General features: G+C 33.3%; 26 protein-coding genes and 1 pseudogene. 7 read left to right on the forward strand and 20 right to left on the reverse strand.

What is annotated here, in order from left to right:
* Positions 1 to 101 precede the first annotated feature (101 nt).
* Positions 102 to 1430, forward strand: coding sequence for a TrkH family potassium uptake protein (locus KFV12_RS11245; protein WP_254256780.1), 1329 nt, complete (start codon positions 102 to 104; stop codon positions 1428 to 1430).
* 35 nt (positions 1431 to 1465) lie between these two features.
* On the opposite strand, the gene KFV12_RS11250 is transcribed toward KFV12_RS11245, so the two are convergent.
* The 16 genes and pseudogenes from KFV12_RS11250 to KFV12_RS11315 all read right to left on the reverse strand — a co-directional run bounded on the left by KFV12_RS11250 (position 1466) and on the right by KFV12_RS11315 (position 10457).
* Positions 1466 to 1717 (reverse strand): hypothetical protein, encoded by a 252-nt coding sequence (locus tag KFV12_RS11250; protein ID WP_254256781.1) that lies wholly within the window; start codon positions 1715 to 1717, stop codon positions 1466 to 1468.
* Between the two features lie 12 nt (positions 1718 to 1729).
* Positions 1730 to 1915 (reverse strand): annotated as a pseudogene (locus tag KFV12_RS13320) (DUF805 domain-containing protein); the annotation flags it as partial.
* 55 nt (positions 1916 to 1970) lie between these two features.
* On the reverse strand, positions 1971 to 2933 hold the full coding sequence (locus KFV12_RS11255; protein WP_254256782.1) for a hypothetical protein: 963 nt from the start codon (positions 2931 to 2933) through the stop codon (positions 1971 to 1973).
* Between the two features lie 169 nt (positions 2934 to 3102).
* A complete protein-coding gene (locus KFV12_RS11260; RefSeq protein ID WP_254256783.1) occupies positions 3103 to 3528 on the reverse strand; it encodes a DUF4825 domain-containing protein in 426 nt (141 codons plus the stop codon).
* A gap of 11 nt (positions 3529 to 3539) precedes the next feature.
* Positions 3540 to 3959, reverse strand: a complete 420-nt coding sequence (locus tag KFV12_RS11265; protein WP_254256784.1) for a hypothetical protein — start codon at positions 3957 to 3959, stop codon at positions 3540 to 3542.
* A complete protein-coding gene (locus KFV12_RS11270; protein ID WP_254256785.1) occupies positions 3949 to 4329 on the reverse strand; it encodes a hypothetical protein in 381 nt (126 codons plus the stop codon). Before KFV12_RS11270 ends, KFV12_RS11265 begins: the two co-directional genes overlap by 11 nt.
* 303 nt (positions 4330 to 4632) lie before the next feature.
* Entirely contained in the window at positions 4633 to 4932 is a 300-nt protein-coding gene (locus KFV12_RS11275; protein ID WP_254256786.1) for an SWIM zinc finger family protein, read from the reverse strand.
* A gap of 15 nt (positions 4933 to 4947) precedes the next feature.
* Positions 4948 to 5709 carry an ATP-binding protein gene (locus KFV12_RS11280; RefSeq protein ID WP_254256787.1) on the reverse strand — a complete coding sequence of 254 codons (762 nt, stop codon included), beginning with the start codon at positions 5707 to 5709 and terminating at the stop codon, positions 4948 to 4950.
* 219 nt (positions 5710 to 5928) lie between these two features.
* Positions 5929 to 6591 (reverse strand): hypothetical protein, encoded by a 663-nt coding sequence (locus KFV12_RS11285; protein WP_254256788.1) that lies wholly within the window; start codon positions 6589 to 6591, stop codon positions 5929 to 5931.
* A gap of 38 nt (positions 6592 to 6629) precedes the next feature.
* Positions 6630 to 7283: a hypothetical protein gene (locus KFV12_RS11290; RefSeq protein ID WP_254256789.1), complete on the reverse strand. Its 654-nt coding sequence runs from the start codon at positions 7281 to 7283 to the stop codon at positions 6630 to 6632.
* 123 nt (positions 7284 to 7406) lie between these two features.
* On the reverse strand, positions 7407 to 8552 hold the full coding sequence (locus KFV12_RS11295; protein ID WP_254256790.1) for a DUF5780 domain-containing protein: 1146 nt from the start codon (positions 8550 to 8552) through the stop codon (positions 7407 to 7409).
* Positions 8553 to 8857: 305 nt separating this feature from the next.
* Positions 8858 to 8983, reverse strand: a complete 126-nt coding sequence (locus tag KFV12_RS13325; protein ID WP_275439899.1) for a hypothetical protein — start codon at positions 8981 to 8983, stop codon at positions 8858 to 8860.
* A 19-nt stretch (positions 8984 to 9002) separates the two neighbouring features.
* On the reverse strand, positions 9003 to 9206 hold the full coding sequence (locus KFV12_RS11300; RefSeq protein ID WP_111715695.1) for a helix-turn-helix transcriptional regulator: 204 nt from the start codon (positions 9204 to 9206) through the stop codon (positions 9003 to 9005).
* A gap of 105 nt (positions 9207 to 9311) precedes the next feature.
* The gene (locus KFV12_RS11305) at positions 9312 to 9578 is read right to left on the reverse strand and encodes a hypothetical protein (protein ID WP_254256791.1); all 267 of its coding nucleotides are present in this window, start codon (positions 9576 to 9578) and stop codon (positions 9312 to 9314) included.
* The gene (locus KFV12_RS11310) at positions 9575 to 9928 is read right to left on the reverse strand and encodes a TIGR04104 family putative zinc finger protein (RefSeq protein WP_254256792.1); all 354 of its coding nucleotides are present in this window, start codon (positions 9926 to 9928) and stop codon (positions 9575 to 9577) included. The genes KFV12_RS11305 and KFV12_RS11310 overlap by 4 nt, the downstream gene beginning before the upstream one ends.
* A gap of 22 nt (positions 9929 to 9950) precedes the next feature.
* A complete protein-coding gene (locus tag KFV12_RS11315) occupies positions 9951 to 10457 on the reverse strand; it encodes a GNAT family N-acetyltransferase (RefSeq protein WP_254256793.1) in 507 nt (168 codons plus the stop codon).
* Positions 10458 to 10793: 336 nt separating this feature from the next.
* On the opposite strand from KFV12_RS11315, the gene KFV12_RS11320 reads away from it, so the two are divergent.
* From KFV12_RS11320 to KFV12_RS11330, 3 genes are all read left to right on the forward strand, one after another.
* Complete coding sequence (locus KFV12_RS11320) at positions 10794 to 11024, forward strand: helix-turn-helix transcriptional regulator (protein ID WP_379883808.1); 231 nt, start codon at positions 10794 to 10796, stop codon at positions 11022 to 11024.
* A 2-nt stretch (positions 11025 to 11026) separates the two neighbouring features.
* Complete coding sequence (locus tag KFV12_RS11325; protein WP_111715687.1) at positions 11027 to 11329, forward strand: hypothetical protein; 303 nt, start codon at positions 11027 to 11029, stop codon at positions 11327 to 11329.
* A gap of 332 nt (positions 11330 to 11661) precedes the next feature.
* Positions 11662 to 11832: a hypothetical protein gene (locus KFV12_RS11330; protein ID WP_170122491.1), complete on the forward strand. Its 171-nt coding sequence runs from the start codon at positions 11662 to 11664 to the stop codon at positions 11830 to 11832.
* Positions 11833 to 12067: 235 nt separating this feature from the next.
* On the opposite strand, the gene KFV12_RS11335 is transcribed toward KFV12_RS11330, so the two are convergent.
* Positions 12068 to 12826 (reverse strand): hypothetical protein, encoded by a 759-nt coding sequence (locus KFV12_RS11335; RefSeq protein WP_254256794.1) that lies wholly within the window; start codon positions 12824 to 12826, stop codon positions 12068 to 12070.
* 95 nt (positions 12827 to 12921) lie between these two features.
* On the opposite strand from KFV12_RS11335, the gene KFV12_RS11340 reads away from it, so the two are divergent.
* Positions 12922 to 13290 (forward strand): hypothetical protein, encoded by a 369-nt coding sequence (locus KFV12_RS11340; RefSeq protein ID WP_254256795.1) that lies wholly within the window; start codon positions 12922 to 12924, stop codon positions 13288 to 13290.
* A 6-nt stretch (positions 13291 to 13296) separates the two neighbouring features.
* Positions 13297 to 13839, forward strand: a complete 543-nt coding sequence (locus KFV12_RS11345) for a hypothetical protein (RefSeq protein ID WP_254256796.1) — start codon at positions 13297 to 13299, stop codon at positions 13837 to 13839.
* A gap of 263 nt (positions 13840 to 14102) precedes the next feature.
* On the opposite strand, the gene groL is transcribed toward KFV12_RS11345, so the two are convergent.
* Both groL and groES read right to left on the reverse strand, forming a co-directional pair.
* The gene (groL, locus tag KFV12_RS11350; protein ID WP_239243335.1) at positions 14103 to 15722 is read right to left on the reverse strand and encodes a chaperonin GroEL; all 1620 of its coding nucleotides are present in this window, start codon (positions 15720 to 15722) and stop codon (positions 14103 to 14105) included.
* A gap of 53 nt (positions 15723 to 15775) precedes the next feature.
* Entirely contained in the window at positions 15776 to 16063 is a 288-nt protein-coding gene (gene groES / locus KFV12_RS11355) for a co-chaperone GroES (RefSeq protein ID WP_254256797.1), read from the reverse strand.
* Positions 16064 to 16278: 215 nt separating this feature from the next.
* Here groES and mroQ point away from each other — a divergent pair, with 215 nt between their 5' ends.
* Positions 16279 to 17046 carry an intramembrane glutamic endopeptidase MroQ gene (gene mroQ, locus KFV12_RS11360; RefSeq protein ID WP_254256798.1) on the forward strand — a complete coding sequence of 256 codons (768 nt, stop codon included), beginning with the start codon at positions 16279 to 16281 and terminating at the stop codon, positions 17044 to 17046.
* A 117-nt stretch (positions 17047 to 17163) separates the two neighbouring features.
* Here mroQ and KFV12_RS11365 read toward each other — a convergent pair whose 3' ends face one another.
* Positions 17164 to 18606, reverse strand: a complete 1443-nt coding sequence (locus KFV12_RS11365; RefSeq protein WP_254256799.1) for a phosphate--AMP phosphotransferase — start codon at positions 18604 to 18606, stop codon at positions 17164 to 17166.
* Positions 18607 to 18623: the final 17 nt, after the last annotated feature.

Below are 18623 nucleotides of genomic sequence, written 5' to 3' on the forward strand. Positions count from 1 at the left end.
ATTTCAAATATTAATAGTTATCATTCAAATTTCAATTGTATTTTCTGTAAATATCATGTACGCTATTCTTACTTAAATCATTCATTAAAAGAGGATGTCACATGGATAAAAAAAATAAAAAAAGTGGGCGAAATCCTTATCTCGTTATCATTAGTGCTTTTTTAGCATTTCTAACTGTTGGAACAATACTACTATACATGCCATTCTCACAGAAACAACCGACATCATTTGTAGATTGCTTGTTTATTGCGACAAGCGCATTTACAGTAACTGGATTAGCAACAATTGATATTACAGCAAACTTTAATGTTATCGGCTATACCATTATCATGATACTTGTACAAGCTGGTGGTCTAGGGATTATTACTTTAGCCATTATCGTCTTTATGATGCTTGGGAGAAAGGTTGGCTTTAAAAGAAGAAGTTTAGCTACAGAAGCGTTGAATCAGCAAAATACCGGAGGAATCTTACGACTTGTACTCATACTTTTCTTCATCAGTTTAATATTTGAAAGTATAGGTGCTTTGTTGCTGTGCCTGGAATGGATTCCTCAATTAGGATTCAAAAGAGGACTGTTCCATAGTATCTTTACTGCAGTAAGCGCCTTTAATAACGCCGGATTTGCGTTGCATAGTGACAATCTCGTACAATACCGTACAAATCCAGTCATTAATTTCATTATTACAAGTTTAATCATACTCGGCGGAATAGGATTTACAGTTATCCTTGACTTATATAAGACGAAAAACTTTAAGAAACTAAGAGTCCATACGAAAATAATGCTTTTAGGGACATTTATCATCAACTTCTGTGCAACACTAATCATCTTTGTATTAGAATACGGAAATAAAGAAACGCTTGCAGGACATTCGACATTTGACCAGCTACAGATGGCTTATTTCCAGGCAATTACGACAAGAACAGCAGGATTTAATACTATAGACATCGGCACTATGACTACGCCAACCATTCTTATTATGATGCTGCTGATGTTTATCGGGGGAGGTTCTACTTCCACTGCAGGTGGAATAAAGCTGACAACAACTGTTGTAATCCTATTTGGTACGTATAGTTTCATTAAACAAAGAGAACATTTAACACTCTTTAAACGTACCATTGACCCGAGATTTCTATTTAAAAGCCTGGCAGTCGCAGTACTCAGTTCCGGCTTCTGCTTTACCATCGTCTTCTGTCTCGTATTAGCAGAACCAGATTTACCGTTCTTACCGCTGATGTTTGAAGTCATATCAGCATTCGGTACAGTTGGTCTGACGATGGGCATTACTGGTAAATTATCGGTCATCGGTAAACTACTCATTATATTAATGATGATGATCGGGAAAGTCGGCGTTCTAACAATCGTCCTGACATTCTCTAGACCAAATAAACAACTTTATAGCTATCCAAAAGAAGATATCTTAACAGGATAAAAAAATTCGTAGCCATTAAAAGGCTACGAATTTTTTTAATATATAGTTTGTTTCGGATCTTCTCCGTATTTATTTGGACCATGATTACCACGGATGAAGTTGCAGATAAATAAGAATAACCAAGGCAGTGATAAAAGAAGTGTCAACATCAGCATCGGTGCCAACCCACCCTTATCAGTGAAATCAATCGGTAAAATAGGATAAACGTGTGTGAAAATGAAGCTAAGAACTACATCAACCGTCATAATCACAATCGCGATTTTACCGTTAATATTAATATCCTGCAAGCGACGACTAGCCTAAGCCATTGCAGGAATCGTATTAATATATGGGAATAATGTCGTTACGAAAAATCGGTAATGTTCACTCAAATGTGCTTTATTGCTTGAAATTACATCGATAATCATAATTAACAATCCAATCACCAATTCAATGATGATCGTCGCTAATAAATTTAACCAGTATTCTCTACGTCGTGCACGTCCAGAAAATTGAAAACCCTTCGTCTAATAAGCAATGACCGCATCTTTCATCGACATATTATTTTGCATGACTTTCACCTCTTACCTTTACAGCGATATGCATATCTCCATCTTTTAACTGGTTCGCTATTTTCTCAAACTTATCACTCGATTGCTGGAATCTCAACGTATAATTTACATTATCCACTTGCTCTTCTGCTTTAATATCCACAATACTATCCGTTTCATAAGTAAAACGTTCATACTTACCAGCAGTATATTTGTTGTCTTTCAAACTTACAGGGATAATTGTATATTCTTTAAAGATATCAATCTGATTTCTATAAACATAAAAGTTCATTTGTTTAGTTTGCATCACACCGATCAGTTTTCCGAAATCATCTTTTTTCACGGCATTCACCGCTTCTTTTTCAGTTGCATATGATTTCATCGCGTTTTGCATACCTATTTTACGCTTATCATTATCAAACCAAATACCATCTCTACCAACTGTGATGACACCTTCCTTCGGTGTTAAAGCTATGCTTAGACCATGTTTGCCATCGTCATCCATCATCTGTTTATCATCATCAGAAACGTCGCCAAACTTCCCAACTTTAAAATCAAATGTCCCTGCCTTACTATTTACTTTCCAGGACTTCTGTTCGAATTTTTTATTGACTTCTATTAATTCTAGTTTGTTATCAGGATATGTTAATTCTGTTTCATTGGCATTTTTAATTTCAATCAATCCTGTATATAGATAGTCAGACTTTCTATAGAAACTTTCAAACATCTGCAGAATATAATAATGATTATTCGGCAATTTATAAATGCGAGAAGATCTGGATGCGACATCCATACCTGCTTCCGTTAAATTGTTTTCCATATCACTAATAGTATCACCATAACTCCCTAAAACACCCATATCACCGTACAGTTTTGTCTCATCAAACTTATTACCTAACACATAATCTTTCGTATCCAGTACAGCACCTAAGGCAAGTATCGCGATTAATATACCCAACAATATCTTTTTCATCATCCATCTCCTATAGGTATTTGTTATTTTTACCATTAATTCATATTAGTACTAAATGTCATAAAAAGTCAATAAATGTTAGTAATCATCTTTTATTCTATTTGAAAAACTGCTACAAAAACTACCATTATAAATCAAAAAAATGAGCGCAAAATACACTCATTTCTTATTATTTCTCTAAAAATGACTTTAATTTTTGTTTATCTTTACTTAAATCTTTAGCATCCATATTAAACTTTTTATTTATTTCATCAATGGTGTAATCATAATCTTTACCATCCGCATTAATTTGCATACGCTCCAGGTTACCCACTAATCCCATCGTTACTGCTGCTAGTTTCTCAAGTTGCTCAGGATCCATATCTTTAACGTTCTCATAGTTCACTTTCAAACCATACGGCTTTTTATCAGATTCAATCTCTATCTTGTAATCACCAATATCTTTAGCACCAGCTTCACTTAATATGTTAATCACCTTGCTATTATTCCCGACATATTCCGTTTTGTGCTTCCAAAGACTATCTACATTATCAACTTTCTGCTGACCACAAGCGGATAATAAGAGAATTGTAATTGCAATTAATAATTTATTCACGGGAGGACCTCCTATTTTGATTGCTTTTGTTTAATCTCCTTAATTTCCTGTTTATCAGCTGATGCTTTAATAAATGAACCTACAATCGTTCCTAAAATAGTAAATGACATTCCATTTAATCCGGGAGAATGAATATCGTTCGCATTATAATATAGATGTAGTAATAAGCAACCTAATGTGATAAAACCAATCATCATATATTCATATTTTCTTTGAGACACTCTTTTTTCAAGACCAGCTAGTCGGTTCGTATTTAATAGCTGTCTCAATCTTGTTTCTCTCGGGATAGCTAATAGTGTCCCAACCATTATTAAACAAATAAAAGCAACTAAAAACGGCTCTTTATACAGGTCAGAATTGGAAAAGCCCCAAATTAATATTCCGATTAGAATAACATAAAACAGATAATTCACCCAAAGTTTACTTGTCATATGGTTTCTCCTTTGTTTTTAATATTTTTTTCAATGAAGTAACTGTCAGTATTCCTGTAACTAAAACCATAGCACCCTCAAAAAATAACAAGAACCATGATGCATCATATATAATCATTGCTGTAAATAAAGCAACAGCGTATATAAATAAGAATAATTTAAATAAAAACATTCCAATTTCTTTGTTACGTGGCAGTCTATCATTTAAATCCGGCCATAAAGCAAGTGCCAACATCGGTACAGACAAACTATAAAAACCACTTAATGTATCAGCAGGATTGCCGCTACTTAAGTCTGAATAGATATTAACAATCGTTGAAATGATAAATATCGAAATAAATAAAAATAGTAATACAACTCGAATATTCATAATGTCCTCCACTATTTTAGTTGATCGCGATCGGTTACATTGTTCTTAGGATTTGCAAGCAAAGGGGTGAGGATGATAAAGAAGATACCAATACATAATAAAGAATTGTTTTCTTAAATCCCACTTTATCCACAATGCACCTCAAATACCATATTAATACTATTGTATTACAATTAATGTAAGATGGAAAGTTACACTTAGATTTGGCAAAGATAATGTAAAAAGCCCATACATAGCTCGAACAAGTACGACTTTACATCCCCTTCACTCGCATGTGTAAGTGTTTGAAGCAAAACATTCTGATCAATTTTTATTTTGTTTTTTCTTATTTGTTTTTTGAACTGTACCTTCTAACTCTTCAAATACCATCATACTCGCAGCGATATGCTTACAATAATTATCGTTAAGGGCATAAGGACAATCACATATCATCGTCATATCATCTGTATCGATATTTTCTATCTCAACTGCATAGTCTTTTGTACCATATACTATTGTATTAATACTTGTCTTATCAATGTATGTTACTTCTACTAAGTCATCATAAAAGTATTCTCTTCCTCGTTCTAACACTATCGACGTAAAATATTCTCTCCAGTTCATCGTATCACCTCGTCATTATTCTCCCATCAACCATTGTAGTGCATTCAATTTCTGTATCCCATTATAGTTTGCTGTTTGATTAAATTGATCTAGCGTTAATAAATACTTCGGATACTGATCATCAATGGATTCTAATGACCTTAATTCTCGTTTCAAAGTGCTTTCATCTAAAGTTGATAATGCAACTTGATAATATTCAATTCTATTATCCGGTGCAATTGCTACAAAGTCGACTTCATACTGATTATTTTCACCTACATAAACTTCAAAACCTCTACGCTTAAGTTCTAGATAAATTATATTTTCTAGTATATGTCCATAATCCTGAAGATGATCTCTCAATACTAACTGTCTTAACCCTGTATCAACGGTATAATATTTTGACTGGCTTTCCAGTAAGGATTTTCCTTTAATGTTATATCGCTTTACTTCATACATGATTAAACTATCGAGAATGCCTTTTACATAACGATCAATCGTTTGATGCGCTATTTTATATCCTTTTGAAACTAACGTATTCTTAATTTTATTTACTGTAACTAAACTGCCTATTGAAGAGAATAGTGCTGCAATAATTCGTTCTAGTACACCAACATCCTGAATATTCATTCGCTTTACAATATCGTTTAAAACGACCGTTGAATACAATCCTTGTAAATATTCAAAACGTTCTAATGAGTTATCAATTCTAATCGCATATGGAAAACTTGTTTGTATATACGCTTCATACAAATCAGGCAACGAATGATTGCTATCTTTCTGCTCATGCCAGGTCACAAATTCCTTTTCTCATTACTAATTCACTCATAAGTTTCACTTAAACTTTAAACTTTTAGTTATTTTTGATAGAATTTCACTTGGAATTAAAACTTTTTAATATATTTTAATTACAGATAAATTTATATTTTCTCCATCTTTTCCGGATAGTCCGAGTATCCGGAAATGTTGAGCCCTTATTTTAACTCAAAATAAAAAAGTAGCGTTCTATACACTACTTTAACTTAACCACAATTGGTCATTATGATATGTACTTAAATATCCAACTTTATCACATATTTTATTCCCAGAAAGATCTTTTATAATTAACTTATCATAATACTGATAGGCATTGGTATATCCATTATTTACATCGTCATAGCCTTCTTCAATCCATTGATTGATGTACACTTTACCCTCATCAATTGTTACTACACTTTCACTCGGCTCTAACGAAAGTCTTATTTGTTCAGGATAATAACAACGAAAGTCATTTTCCTGGCTCACAATCTTTAAATCATCATCCATAATCATAATGTTACCCAGGTCAACTTCATCCATATTTAATGATTTATATATACGTACACTTCCTCCCGGAAAGCATTCAACAGCATTGATTTTCCTTGTTTCAAAGTCACATTGTATAAAATAATATAATGTATTGATGTATACAGGATAACCGTATACTACATTCTTTTTTAATTCAAAAGGTAAGTAAACACGACCTGTTTCATAATCATAGAATGAAATCGTATTCCCTTTATAAAATCCATTAACCTTTATAACATCCTCCACTTCATAAAACTCAATTGCATCACTATGATTATATCCGAAACGACTTTGACCATGTACATTAATCACTTGACTGCCATCAACTATTTCAAATCTGTTAATTAGAACCATCTGTTGTCACCCTTTATTTAGATTATTTTAATCATGATTTAGCTCAACCACCACGAACCATCGTTATGTTGCTGTAACATGCCTATCTCTTCACTCAATAGTTTTCCAGCAAAATCTTTAATCAATAATTTGTTATACCAATTATAATGCATTTGACCATCTTCTAAGATTTCTTCTTCCTCAATCCATTGATTGATATACACCTTATTCTCATCAATCATAACAACTGTATCATCAACATCGATGTCAATTTCAAACTGTTCAGGATAATAGCTGATAAACATATCTCCATGATGGACTATATTAACCGAGTCCCCTATTAACATTAATTTATTTAACTGAATATCTGTCATGCTTAGGTTTGTAATAACTTTCTTAACTTTTTCAGGATAGAAACTTATCAAACGAACAACTTTTTCGTTAAAATCTGCCTGTAAAAAGTAAAATAAACCATCATGAAAAATCACGTCACCATAAGTTACATTTTGATTCAGCTGAAAAGGTTCATACACCTCACCCGTTTCTAAATTATAGAATCGAATTGTCATCCCTTTGTAGTAACCTTCTCGATCTATGATTTCTTTTATATCAGAGAAATCTCCATCACCACTGTGGCCAAAACCAAATTGTTGTTGCCCCTTTATGGTCGTCACATAATGCCCACCAACTATACTGAATTTATATATTTTCATATATACTCCTTTTTTCTACTATTGGTAATTATTCTATAGTAATCCAACAATAATTTCCATTTTATATAATTTTCATTGCATATAAAAAGCCATTCCGGATAATTTTCGAAATGGCTTATAATTTTAATATTCTTCCTCTAAATACTCTTCATCGCCTACGTCTTCTGAATAATCATATTCTTCATAATAATAATCTTCTTCAGAAACCTCTGATTCATCATAAGTTTCTTCCGTTTCCTCATCATAGTAACTATCTTCGTAACTATCATCAATGTCTTCTTCATAATATTCTTCTGGCTCTTCTTCTAACAATTCATCCTCTACATACGAATCGTCATAATAGTCATCACTATTTTCATAGTCATATGAATCCTCATAATCAGTGAAGTCATTTTCTGTGTAATGATTAATATTTTCTTCTGACAAATCATAATACTGATTGATATCAATATTATTTTGCGATTCATAATATTCTAGATACGAAAGTAGTCCCATCAACTGAAGATACGCGATATATTCTTCAAGTGCTTCACTTGATATTTCACTTTTCTCTTTTATCTTTTGACTAATTTCATTGTATTTCTCAGGATCAATATTTTCTGTTTTATTATTTTCTGTTTGAGGGGATTTATCTTTAAAGAAGATATACTTTTCTGCATCTTTTATATCTTTCAAACGTTTGCCTTGATACATTTTCAAGAAATCTTTATACAAAGGATTTGTCCATTTCTTTCCTTCAAAGTCAACATAACTTACAACAAATGGTTTAAAGCTATGCACTCCAATTGTACTATCAATACGGTAGCCTTTATCTTCACCAAAAGTGCCATACCCTTTAATGTTTGCTGCATCTGCTGTTACGCCTCTGAAATAACTCTTTCCAAAATCGATATCACCTTTAATTTTTATCGGTAATCCATTTTTATCCCACGCAATAAAACCATATTGCACGTCTTTTATATCTTTGTCTGTATTATTTTTAATCGTCGCCTGTAAATTATCAGGATACAACGATTTAAATTCATCGTGCAGGACAACATACTTTGCATCGACAGCATATAGATCTTGTTTCTTTATAGCTCTTTCAAGACGCGCTGCAGTATATTTTTCCTTTTTTTGTACTTGTTCATCATCTGATTTTGCCGCTACTGATGCTTTTTCACTGCTAAGTAAATCTTTCTCTCCTTTTACATAAGGTAATGAGAGTAAGAAGAATATTCCAAGTAAAATAACAGTGATAAATGTTGCAAATAACCCCTTAACTTTCATGAGATGCCTCCTCCTAGATGTTTTTAATTTAAATACATGTCTATCACATATTATATAATCGTTTTTCTTAAATTAAAATATTAATTTATAAAAATCTTTTCCGGATAGTCCAAGTATCCGGAAAAGTCTACTCTAAATATCTAAACATCATCACAAAATAATCCAGTACACGCTCGTGTGCTGGATTTTTTAATTTGTTTGTATGAATGTTCATGGAGTCGTGACAATTTGGTTGGTTTTGTCATGACCTGGAATCAGCTTGTGACACTATCTACATTAACTTTCTGGTTGCATATTCGTTCATCCTAACGGTTAAACTCTTCATTCTTCTTATAGTAAACAACTGTTGAATAGATGAGTACTGCAGCAATTGAGAACATTGCTAAATACTGATTTTCACCTGTAAGTGTTTGATATATCCCGAGCAACATGAGTATCCCTTTTTCTTACTCATAACTCATCTTCCTCAAATATAAATACATTCTCTACTGGTTCATTGAATATTCTTGCGATGCGTACTGCAGTTAAGATGGATGGCATAAAGTCTTCGCGTTCTATTAGAGAAATCGTTTGTCTTGAGACATGCGCAAGTTTGGCAAGCTGGGTTTGGTTGTATCCATCTCTTGCACGTAGCTCTTTTAACCTATTTTTCAATATGCGCAGCTCCTTTCAATTATTTACAGTTTTATTGTAATTTATTATAGTCATTTTGACAAGTATATTAGTCAAAATGACTATAATAAATCCCACATGACATTGTCATGCGGGATTATTTTTATCGTAATTTTTGTATTCATAAAGTGTATATAATGAAATTGCACCAAGTACGATAGGTACAAAGCTGACGTAGCTTAAGAAGATATTACTGTGATTTAATAAATGTTCTGACGCTCCATCACTATGCATATAATCTATATATTCATTTGCAAAACCTAATATGTATTGCAGAATTACCATCGTTGAAATTACGATTATATTAATAATAAACATAATAATTGTAGTAAGAAGATAATATTGTTTTGTCATAGCGATTTCCCCTTTTGTTTTTTCTCCATTTCTCTAAACTGTTCTTCCAGCAATCCATCTTTTTCAGCAACAAGTTTCAAAGTCATCGGAAAGAATACAATCACTAATGCAAGTGCAACGATCATAAGGATTATAAGTAATGGAACTGGTATATTGATCATCGGTGCAAGTAATATAATAATGAGTTCCAAAAACATCATTAATCCATAAGATTTCGCCAGGCTTTTATTGGATATAAATTGTTTTTGCCCACATTGCGGACACGTTACTTCATTATTCATCGATGGCTTCCAACCGGCTTTCATACGTTCCTTGAAACTGAATTTATAATTACAGTGTACACACTTCATCATGCGGCCTCCTTAATTATATTTATAGATTTTTTATCATAATATAATCAATTTGTTTTTCATCCCCCATATAAAATGCATGTTGATCAACCTTTTCAAACCCCATCTTCTTATAAAATTCAATCGCGTTAATATTCTTCTCCCATACACCTAGCCAAATGCGTTTGCAGGACAATGATGCAGCTTTCGTAAGCGCATGCTGATATAACTGTTTTCCTAACCCGTGCTTCTGGTATTGTTTTAGAATATAAATTCGTTCTATTTCCATATCGTCATCGTTGTACGCCTCTGTCTGAGAGCCTTTAATATTTAACTTTAAATAACCCGCAAGTTGCTGGCCAAAATATATAAAATAAAAGAACGATTCAGGATTTAAAAGTTCTCGTTCTATTTTTCCATCTGTAAATGCTGTTTTTAAATAATTGTCGATGTTCTCTTTTTTATTTTGTGCTCTGAACGTTTCATTGAAAGTCTGATAAGCGATTTCCTGTAAAGCTGACTTGTCATTTATTGTGCACGCTCTAATCATATCCCCACCCCTTTTTGAAAAATATACCATATATTCAGTGAAAATAGTTAACCATAGTATAATAAATAATAGTACTTAAAGTGTTTAAAGAGGGGGAACGTGTGAGGGTTCAAAGGATAGAAGTGGAGAATAAGCCGTATCCATTATATCTATTCTAAAGCATGAAATAGTTTTACTTCAATTTTATGATTAGTTGTTTATTAACATTCTAATCTTAAAATCAATTACCTGTATTCAACTTGAAAATTTATGGTAAAATATTTATTACTAAAGGTAAAAAATATTTTACTTTTAGTAATAAATACTTTACCATCATAGTATAAGAGGTGATTGAAGGTGCCATTAAATAACAATAGAAAAATTCAAAATAGAATTGTTGTATTAAGAGCTGAAAGAGGCTTATCACAACGAGAAGTCGCTGATAAATTAGATGTCAGTAGGCAGACCATTATATCCCTAGAAAAAAATAGATACAATCCATCCTTGAAGTTAGCATTCGATATTGCACTTCTATTTGGTGTAGATTTACATGATGTTTTTCAGTATGAAATAGAGGAGGAGAAATAAATATGGATATTTTCCTAGCCATCTTACGTGTTGTATATGTATTAATATTCTTTGTTGCAGTGTTTATTTCTTTAAAATTCGAAATGGGAGAAGAGAATAAAGATGAACGTGGACAAAGTATTTCAAATAAATCTTATGGTCTTGTTTTTCCGTTAATACCTCTTGGATGGTTTTTAATTGAATTATATGATCAGTTCATTAGTCATCTGGACTATGAAACATATAAATTAGCCATTTGGTTTTTAATTACAGGTTTAATGATTCTTCATGCTAGTATCCTAACGGTATTAAAAAGAAGATATTAACACAGATAAATGTGGAAAAGGTGGATCGCCAGCATTCATCCTAAATGATGCAATGTATGCAGAAGATTATAATGGCAATAAAATAGAAATAGTTCTTCTCACAAATGATTTGAACATTTGGCAACAGATTCTACTCAGTCATTATTTAAATTCCTTCGAGTCAAAATTACTTGGTGATGAAGCCTATCGTCAAAAAGTTCAAAAAGAACTTTCCTAATCGTAATTTTTACTGATGTGGTTTAACGTAAAGTTGCTTTCCCACATTGAATTTGATGATTTCAAGGGAATTTACGTTGGTTTAGGATATAAAATGAAAAGGAGTGATTTTAGTAATGAATACAAGTAAAAGTATTGTATTTATCATGATAATGACAGTTATTGGATTGTTGATATTTGATAATATAGGGGTTTCGGTGGCTTTTGGAATAGGAACGGGCAGTATATTTGGTATAGTGTTTTCTGGCAAAGAATCAAAGAAAGAAGGTTGTGGCAAAAACCGATAAATATTTTCACTAACGGGTGCTTTAGTTAAATAGCAATGAATAAAAATCAGCCTGTATCTTATGTTACTATTAAGTAATTTAAGATACAGGTTTTACTATTTTTGAAATAATTACCTTTCACTTCAAATACATGTATTCAAAGTGAAAGTATTGATTTAAATGATTCTTTTGTAATTTACTCTTGATAAGATCCTGAGGTTTGATTATATGATAGTATAGCTTACATAAAAACCTTCTATCTTCCTGTTAATATTTTATGAATACACATCGTTATTAATCCTATTTTACCTTTATCACTATTTAGATCATGAAAAATTTCATAAGTGTTCATCGTAACCTCTTGAAATTTTTCAGTATGCTGCAATGGTACTTTTGTCTCACTTATTTTAAAGACATCTTCTAAGTAAAGGTCATTGGTCAATACTTCTGACTTAATTACATGTTTTTCATCATTAGTATTTATTCCATAAACGAAACTCATCGCTGCATTAAATAACTTCTGTTTAATTACTGCAATTTCCTTATTCTGAACGATTATCTTTACTTTAGGATGTAGGAATCCTTTCACATAAGCTCGCAATATTTCATTTTGTTCTGCATCTATTAATACGTACTCACCTGGCACTAGTCCTTTATTACTAATAAAAGTTGTTATTATAAATGATTTAATAGTATTCAATGATTTAAATCTACCTAAAAACTTGCCGTCTTCACTATAGATTAATAATTGTTGATTGAAAGACACTTCATTTGTTATTATAAATTTTTTGTATTTTACAATATCATCCGTAACGATTGCTTTATGTTCAATCGTGGAATGCTTGTATTTTTTTATGTAGATGATAGCAATAATCAAATATATAATGCTTGATAATCCTATAAATAAGGCATTTAACTTATGATTATAAACATACTCTAATACCGCCCATAATATAAACAGGAAAAATATTATGAACATAATTGTGATAATTTTTTTGAATTGTTGGTGTACCAAATACTCACCTACTTTACTATATCTTAACTTTTATTTCGCTTACATTAATGATACCATGACATTATTGGAATAAAATAGTAAAAAGGAGACGTACCATGAAAAAACTATGTTTAATGATGTTGTGCACTTTAATGCTTGCAGCTTGTGGGAATGCGAAAGAGAATGAAGCGCCTGACACAAATGATAAAGATGTTAAGAAATATGATCTCGTATATGCTGAAGTATTGAACAATGGTAATGAAAGCAAGATGTCTATGGAAGTAGGATATAAGGATAATAAGAAGTTAAAGTCTGAACGATTTGATACAGAAAATGTTACCGAGCATATTCTTAAAGATGAAAGTGCTAAACCATATATATTAATTAAGAAAAATGATGTTCATATTTTCAGGCAGCCATATATCATCTTTGATAATGAAGGTGAATTTGATGCTAAAGTCGAGAAGAAATCTGTTGTGGAGTAGATCAATATGAAAACTTTAAAAATATGCGGAATATTATTATTGCTACTTATGATACCAGAAACAACTGATGCTGGCGGTACACAAAGTTCGTCAAGTTCGAGCTCATCGAGTACCAGTTCGAGTAGTTCAGCACGATCATCTACTACATCGAATGCTGCAGTAACCGCATCACGTATCAATACTATGAGTCGAATGAATAATACGTCACGTATGAATTCTTCACAAAACTTACAGCGTGCAAAAACAAATTCGGTAACACTTACACCACCTGTACGCAACAAAATGACACAACCATTGAAGTACCAGGCGGCACATAATCAGTTTGTGAACAATCAAATATTTTACGGTGCTATGTACGGACATTCTTCAAACGTGCAAAGACAGCAAGCTTTAATCAGACAACAACTCGGTAACCGTAAAGCGTATACGATAAGCGTTAAGCGAAATGGAAGAGAACGATTATATGTCGTATCGAAAGAAATATACGACCGCATCGAAAGTGGCGATACCGTTCATATTAAAAATGGCGTGGTGACTTTGAAAGAGTAAGGTAGGTATGGGAGTTTCTAGTGTAGGAGGGGTATTGTGTGTTGTGGGTGTAGGTGGTGGACTTTTGGATTGTTCGACACTCACACATGGTCGGTACACATATCTCGGCTGCTAGATGCCGAACTTCTATATAATTCGTCACTTACACATGGGGTCACATGAACCTTTCTCTTCAAACACTTCCGCTTCCTCGCCATATACACCACACCCCACTCACATAAAAAAATACCGATCATCAAAATTGATGATCGGTATAGTTTAAATTACATCATTCCTGGCATGCCGCCCATTCCCATGTCTGGTGCTGGGTTTTCTTCCGGCATTTCTGCTACTACTGCCTCAGTCGTTAAGAACATTGCTGCTACTGATGCTGCATTTTGTAATGCTGAACGTGTTACTTTAGTAGGGTCAACGATACCTACGTCAATCATGTTTACCCACTCATCCGTTGCCGCATTATATCCTACGCCTGTTTCTGCATGTTTAATTTTTTCTACAATTACAGATCCTTCAAGTCCTGCATTCTCAGCAATTTGACGAATTGGTGCTTCTAATGCTTTTAATACAATTTTAACACCTGTTGCAACATCACCTGTTGCTTCAATTGCTGCGACTTTATTATAGATTGATACAAGTGCTGTACCACCACCTGCAACGATACCTTCTTCAACTGCTGCACGTGTTGAGTTTAATGCATCTTCAATACGTAATTTACGTTCTTTTAATTCTGTTTCAGTTGCAGCACCAACTTTAATCACTGCAACGCCACCTGCTAATTTCGCTAAGCGTTCTTGTAATTTCTCTTTATCAAATTCAGATGTTGTTTCTTCGATTTGTGCTTTTAATTGTCCTACACGTGCGTCGATGTTTGATGCATCGCCGCGTCCTTCAACGATTGTTGTATCGTCTTTAGTAACGTGAACTTTCGCTGCATTACCTAACATATCAACTGTTGCATCTTTTAAGTCTAATCCTAAGTCGTCAGTAATTACTTGACCACCTGTAAGGATTGCTAAATCTTCTAACATTGCTTTACGACGGTCACCAAATCCTGGTGCTTTCACAGCAACTGCAGTGAATGTACCACGTAATCTGTTTAATACGATGTTTGTTAATGCATCGCCATCAACGTCTTCAGCTACGATTAAGATTGGACGTGATGTTTGAACGATTTGTTCTAATAACGGTAAGATATCCTGGAATGAAGAAATCTTCTTATCTGTAATTAAGATGTATGGATTTTCTAAATCAGCGATCATCTTATCAGAATCTGTCACCATATAAGGAGAAGCATATCCACGATCGAATTGCATACCTTCTACTACTTCTAATTCTGTTTTGAATCCTTTAGATTCTTCGATTGTGATAACGCCGTCATTACCAACTTTCTCCATCGCTTCAGAGATGAATTGACCGATTTCTTCGTCAGCTGCTGAAATTGCTCCAACTTGTGCAATTTCTTCTTTGCTTGATACTTCTTTTGAAATTGCTGCTAATTCTTCTAACGCAACTGCTACCGCTTTATCAATACCTTGGCGGATTCCTACAGGGTTTGCACCACTTGTAACGTTCTTTAATCCTTCTTGAATCATTGCTTGTGCAAGTACTGTTGCTGTAGTAGTACCGTCACCAGCGATTTCGTTTGTTTTGTTTGCAACTTCAGCGACTAATTTTGCACCCATGTTTTCGTATGGGTCTTCTAATTCAATTTCTTTTGCGATTGTTACACCATCATTTGTAATTAAAGGTGCTACAAACTTTTTATCTAAAACTACGTTACGACCTTTTGGCCCTAAAGTAACTTTAACTGCGTCAGCTAATTTATCTACACCTGCAAGCATTGAGCGTCTTGCATCTTCAGAAAACTTAATTTCTTTAACCATTATCAAATTCCTCCATTGATTTTATATTATAGAATGTATTTATTATAATTTGATTATTCTTCGATAATCGCGATGATATCTTCTTCTTTTAATACGATGTACTTCTCGTCCCCAGCTTTCACTTCAGTACCACCGAATGGTTCATAAACTACACGGTCACCTACAGCTACCTGGATTTCAATTTTTTCACCATTCTCAAGGATACGGCCTGTGCCAACTGCAATGACTGTACCTTCGTTTGACTTTTCTTTTGCAGAATCAGTTAAGACGATTCCACTTGCAGTAGTTTGTTCTCTTTCAGTTTTTTCGATTACAACACGATTTCCGTATGGTTTTATCACGATATTTTCCTCCTTGAAAAAATAAATTCATGTTTTTAGCACTCTATACGCTTAAGTGCTAACATAATTTTATAATAATCAAAGAAGGTCAAGAATGCAAATATTTTAATTTGATTTTTTATATTATTTTTTATCAATTCGATTGAGTTTTTATTACTACCAATTTGTTGTACAATGTATGAAGTATTCAAATTTGAAGGAGAATTAAAATTTACATGAAACGTATATGGATCAACGTGCTTACTGTCTTAATTTACATCGGCTCACAGTTTTTCGTCTTAATTCCTAATATTTATTTTATGAAACAAGGTTTAAGCGAGTCAGATGCATTCTTAAAATCTATACCTTATTATGTAGCTTCTTTTATTGTTGCTTCTATTTTAGTTATATTTATCAACACACGTATTAAAAATAAAACACAGTTAGAACGTCTTCCAAAGTCTGATACATTGGCTACAATCGGCTGGATTGTCGGTGGATTCTTTATCTCACTGTTTGCTCAGATGATCTTCGGTATGATTAATACCTATATTTTACATCAGCCACTGGAAAGTCAGAATACTAAAAACATTATGGATATCGCTAAAGCTGCACCAGTATTTATTATATTGATTGCTATTGTTGGTCCAATTCTAGAGGAATTCGTCTTTAGAAAAGTCATTTTCGGTGAACTATATGAAGTGATTAAAGGTCCTCGCTGGCTTGCTTTTACCATTGCTTTATTAATTAGCGGATTTATCTTCTCAGCAGCCCACAATGACTTCGACCATACATTAATCTATATGGGGATGTCGTTAGTGTTCAGTAGTTTATATGTTTTAACGAATCGTATCATTGTACCGATTGCCGCGCATATGTCGATGAATGCTTTTGTTGTAATCATGCAGGTCGTGTTTGCAGACAAAGTACAGGAAGCACAGGAACAATTAAAGCAAACGACACAATTGATTACTCCAATTATAAAATCATATTTTAATCTATAAAGAAACACCGAGTGGTCGGATTACGTAATAATTCGACCACTCGGTGTTGTTTTTTATTTCAAAAAGTATGTGAGTGGTCGAAATATCTATTATTTCGACCACTCACTAAAACTATTATTACCACAATTTCTTAACGCCCCATAGACGCTCTTCACAAGCTGTTATAATTGTCTTCAGCGCTTTAATACGTGCTGCACGTTTATTATTCGCAGGGATAATTACCCATGGTGCATCGTCCGTTGATGTTTTATCAATCATATCCTTACTCGCTTCAAGATATAGATCCCACTTCTCACGATTGCGCCAGTCTTCATCGGTAATCTTCCACTGCTTCTCAGGTGTGACCTGACGTTCTTCAAAACGCTTTAACTGTTCATCTTTATCTAATACTAAGAAGAATTTAATAACGATTGATCCTTCAATTGTTAAAGCACGTTCAAATTTATTAATTTCATCATACGCACGTTGCCATTCATCAGTAGATGCAAATCCTTCAACACGCTCTACTAATACACGGCCATACCAGCTTCTATCAAATATTTCGATATGACCAGTTCGTGGTACGTCTGTTGCAAAGCGCCATAAATAATGATAACTCAGCTCCGTTTCAGTCGGTGCACTAATCGCGTTCACTTCATAACCTGTCGGATCAAGACTTTCACGTACGCGTTTAATATTACCGCCTTTACCTGCTGCATCCATACCTTCATATACAAGCATCATCGGTATTTTCTCTTGATATAATGCATATTGTAATTCACGAATTCTGTTCTGTAATTTCGGTAATAGTTCTTTATATTCCGCTTTTGACATATCATCTGAAGTATCGTCAAACATATCTGTTGAGAAGTCTTCAGTGAATGCTCCGTCTACTTTACGATGTTCTGTCTTTTTATTTTTCTCTTTTAAAGCTTTCTCTAAACGTTTAATAATCGTTTCGTACATTTCATTCGCTGCTTTACCACGTTCTGTATAATCGATATGTGTCCAAGGTGAAATCTCCTCAGTCGCCTTCATTAAATCGATCATACCTTCCTGATAATCTTTCGTCGGAATGCCTGTTTCATATTCCTGTGCTTTCCATCGAGTTAAAGGATTTTTCTTTGTTTGCTGAATATGTTCAAGTCTCTTCTGCTCATTGACTGATAAATAGAATTTAATAATTTCATAGCCATCTTCTTTAAGCATCGATTCAAAGCCTACTATTTCCTGCGTTAATAAATCATAGTCTTTAATAATGTCTTTTTTCAGTTCATGAATTTCATAATCTAACTTCTGTGCATACCAGCTTCTGAAGAATAATGTTACGCCACCTTTATTCGGGATATTCTTCCAGTAAGGATATAAGAACGGATAACGCAATAACTCACTGTCTGGGCGTTGCGTCGCATAGAAGTTTGTATACTTTGCATCAAGTGTTAATAATAATTCGTTAGATAATCTTGATTTCCCTGATGCCGGAATACCTTCAAAGACTACCATTACCGGGATTCCCGCTTCATGTGTCTGTCTTACAAGTTCTGCTGTTTTAAGTGCTAAAGCTTCATCTACCTTTGTCATATTCATCCCCCTAATCT

The sequence above is a fragment of the Macrococcus epidermidis genome (assembly GCF_024205965.1).
Taxonomy (GTDB): Bacteria; Bacillota; Bacilli; order Staphylococcales; family Staphylococcaceae; genus Macrococcoides; species Macrococcoides epidermidis.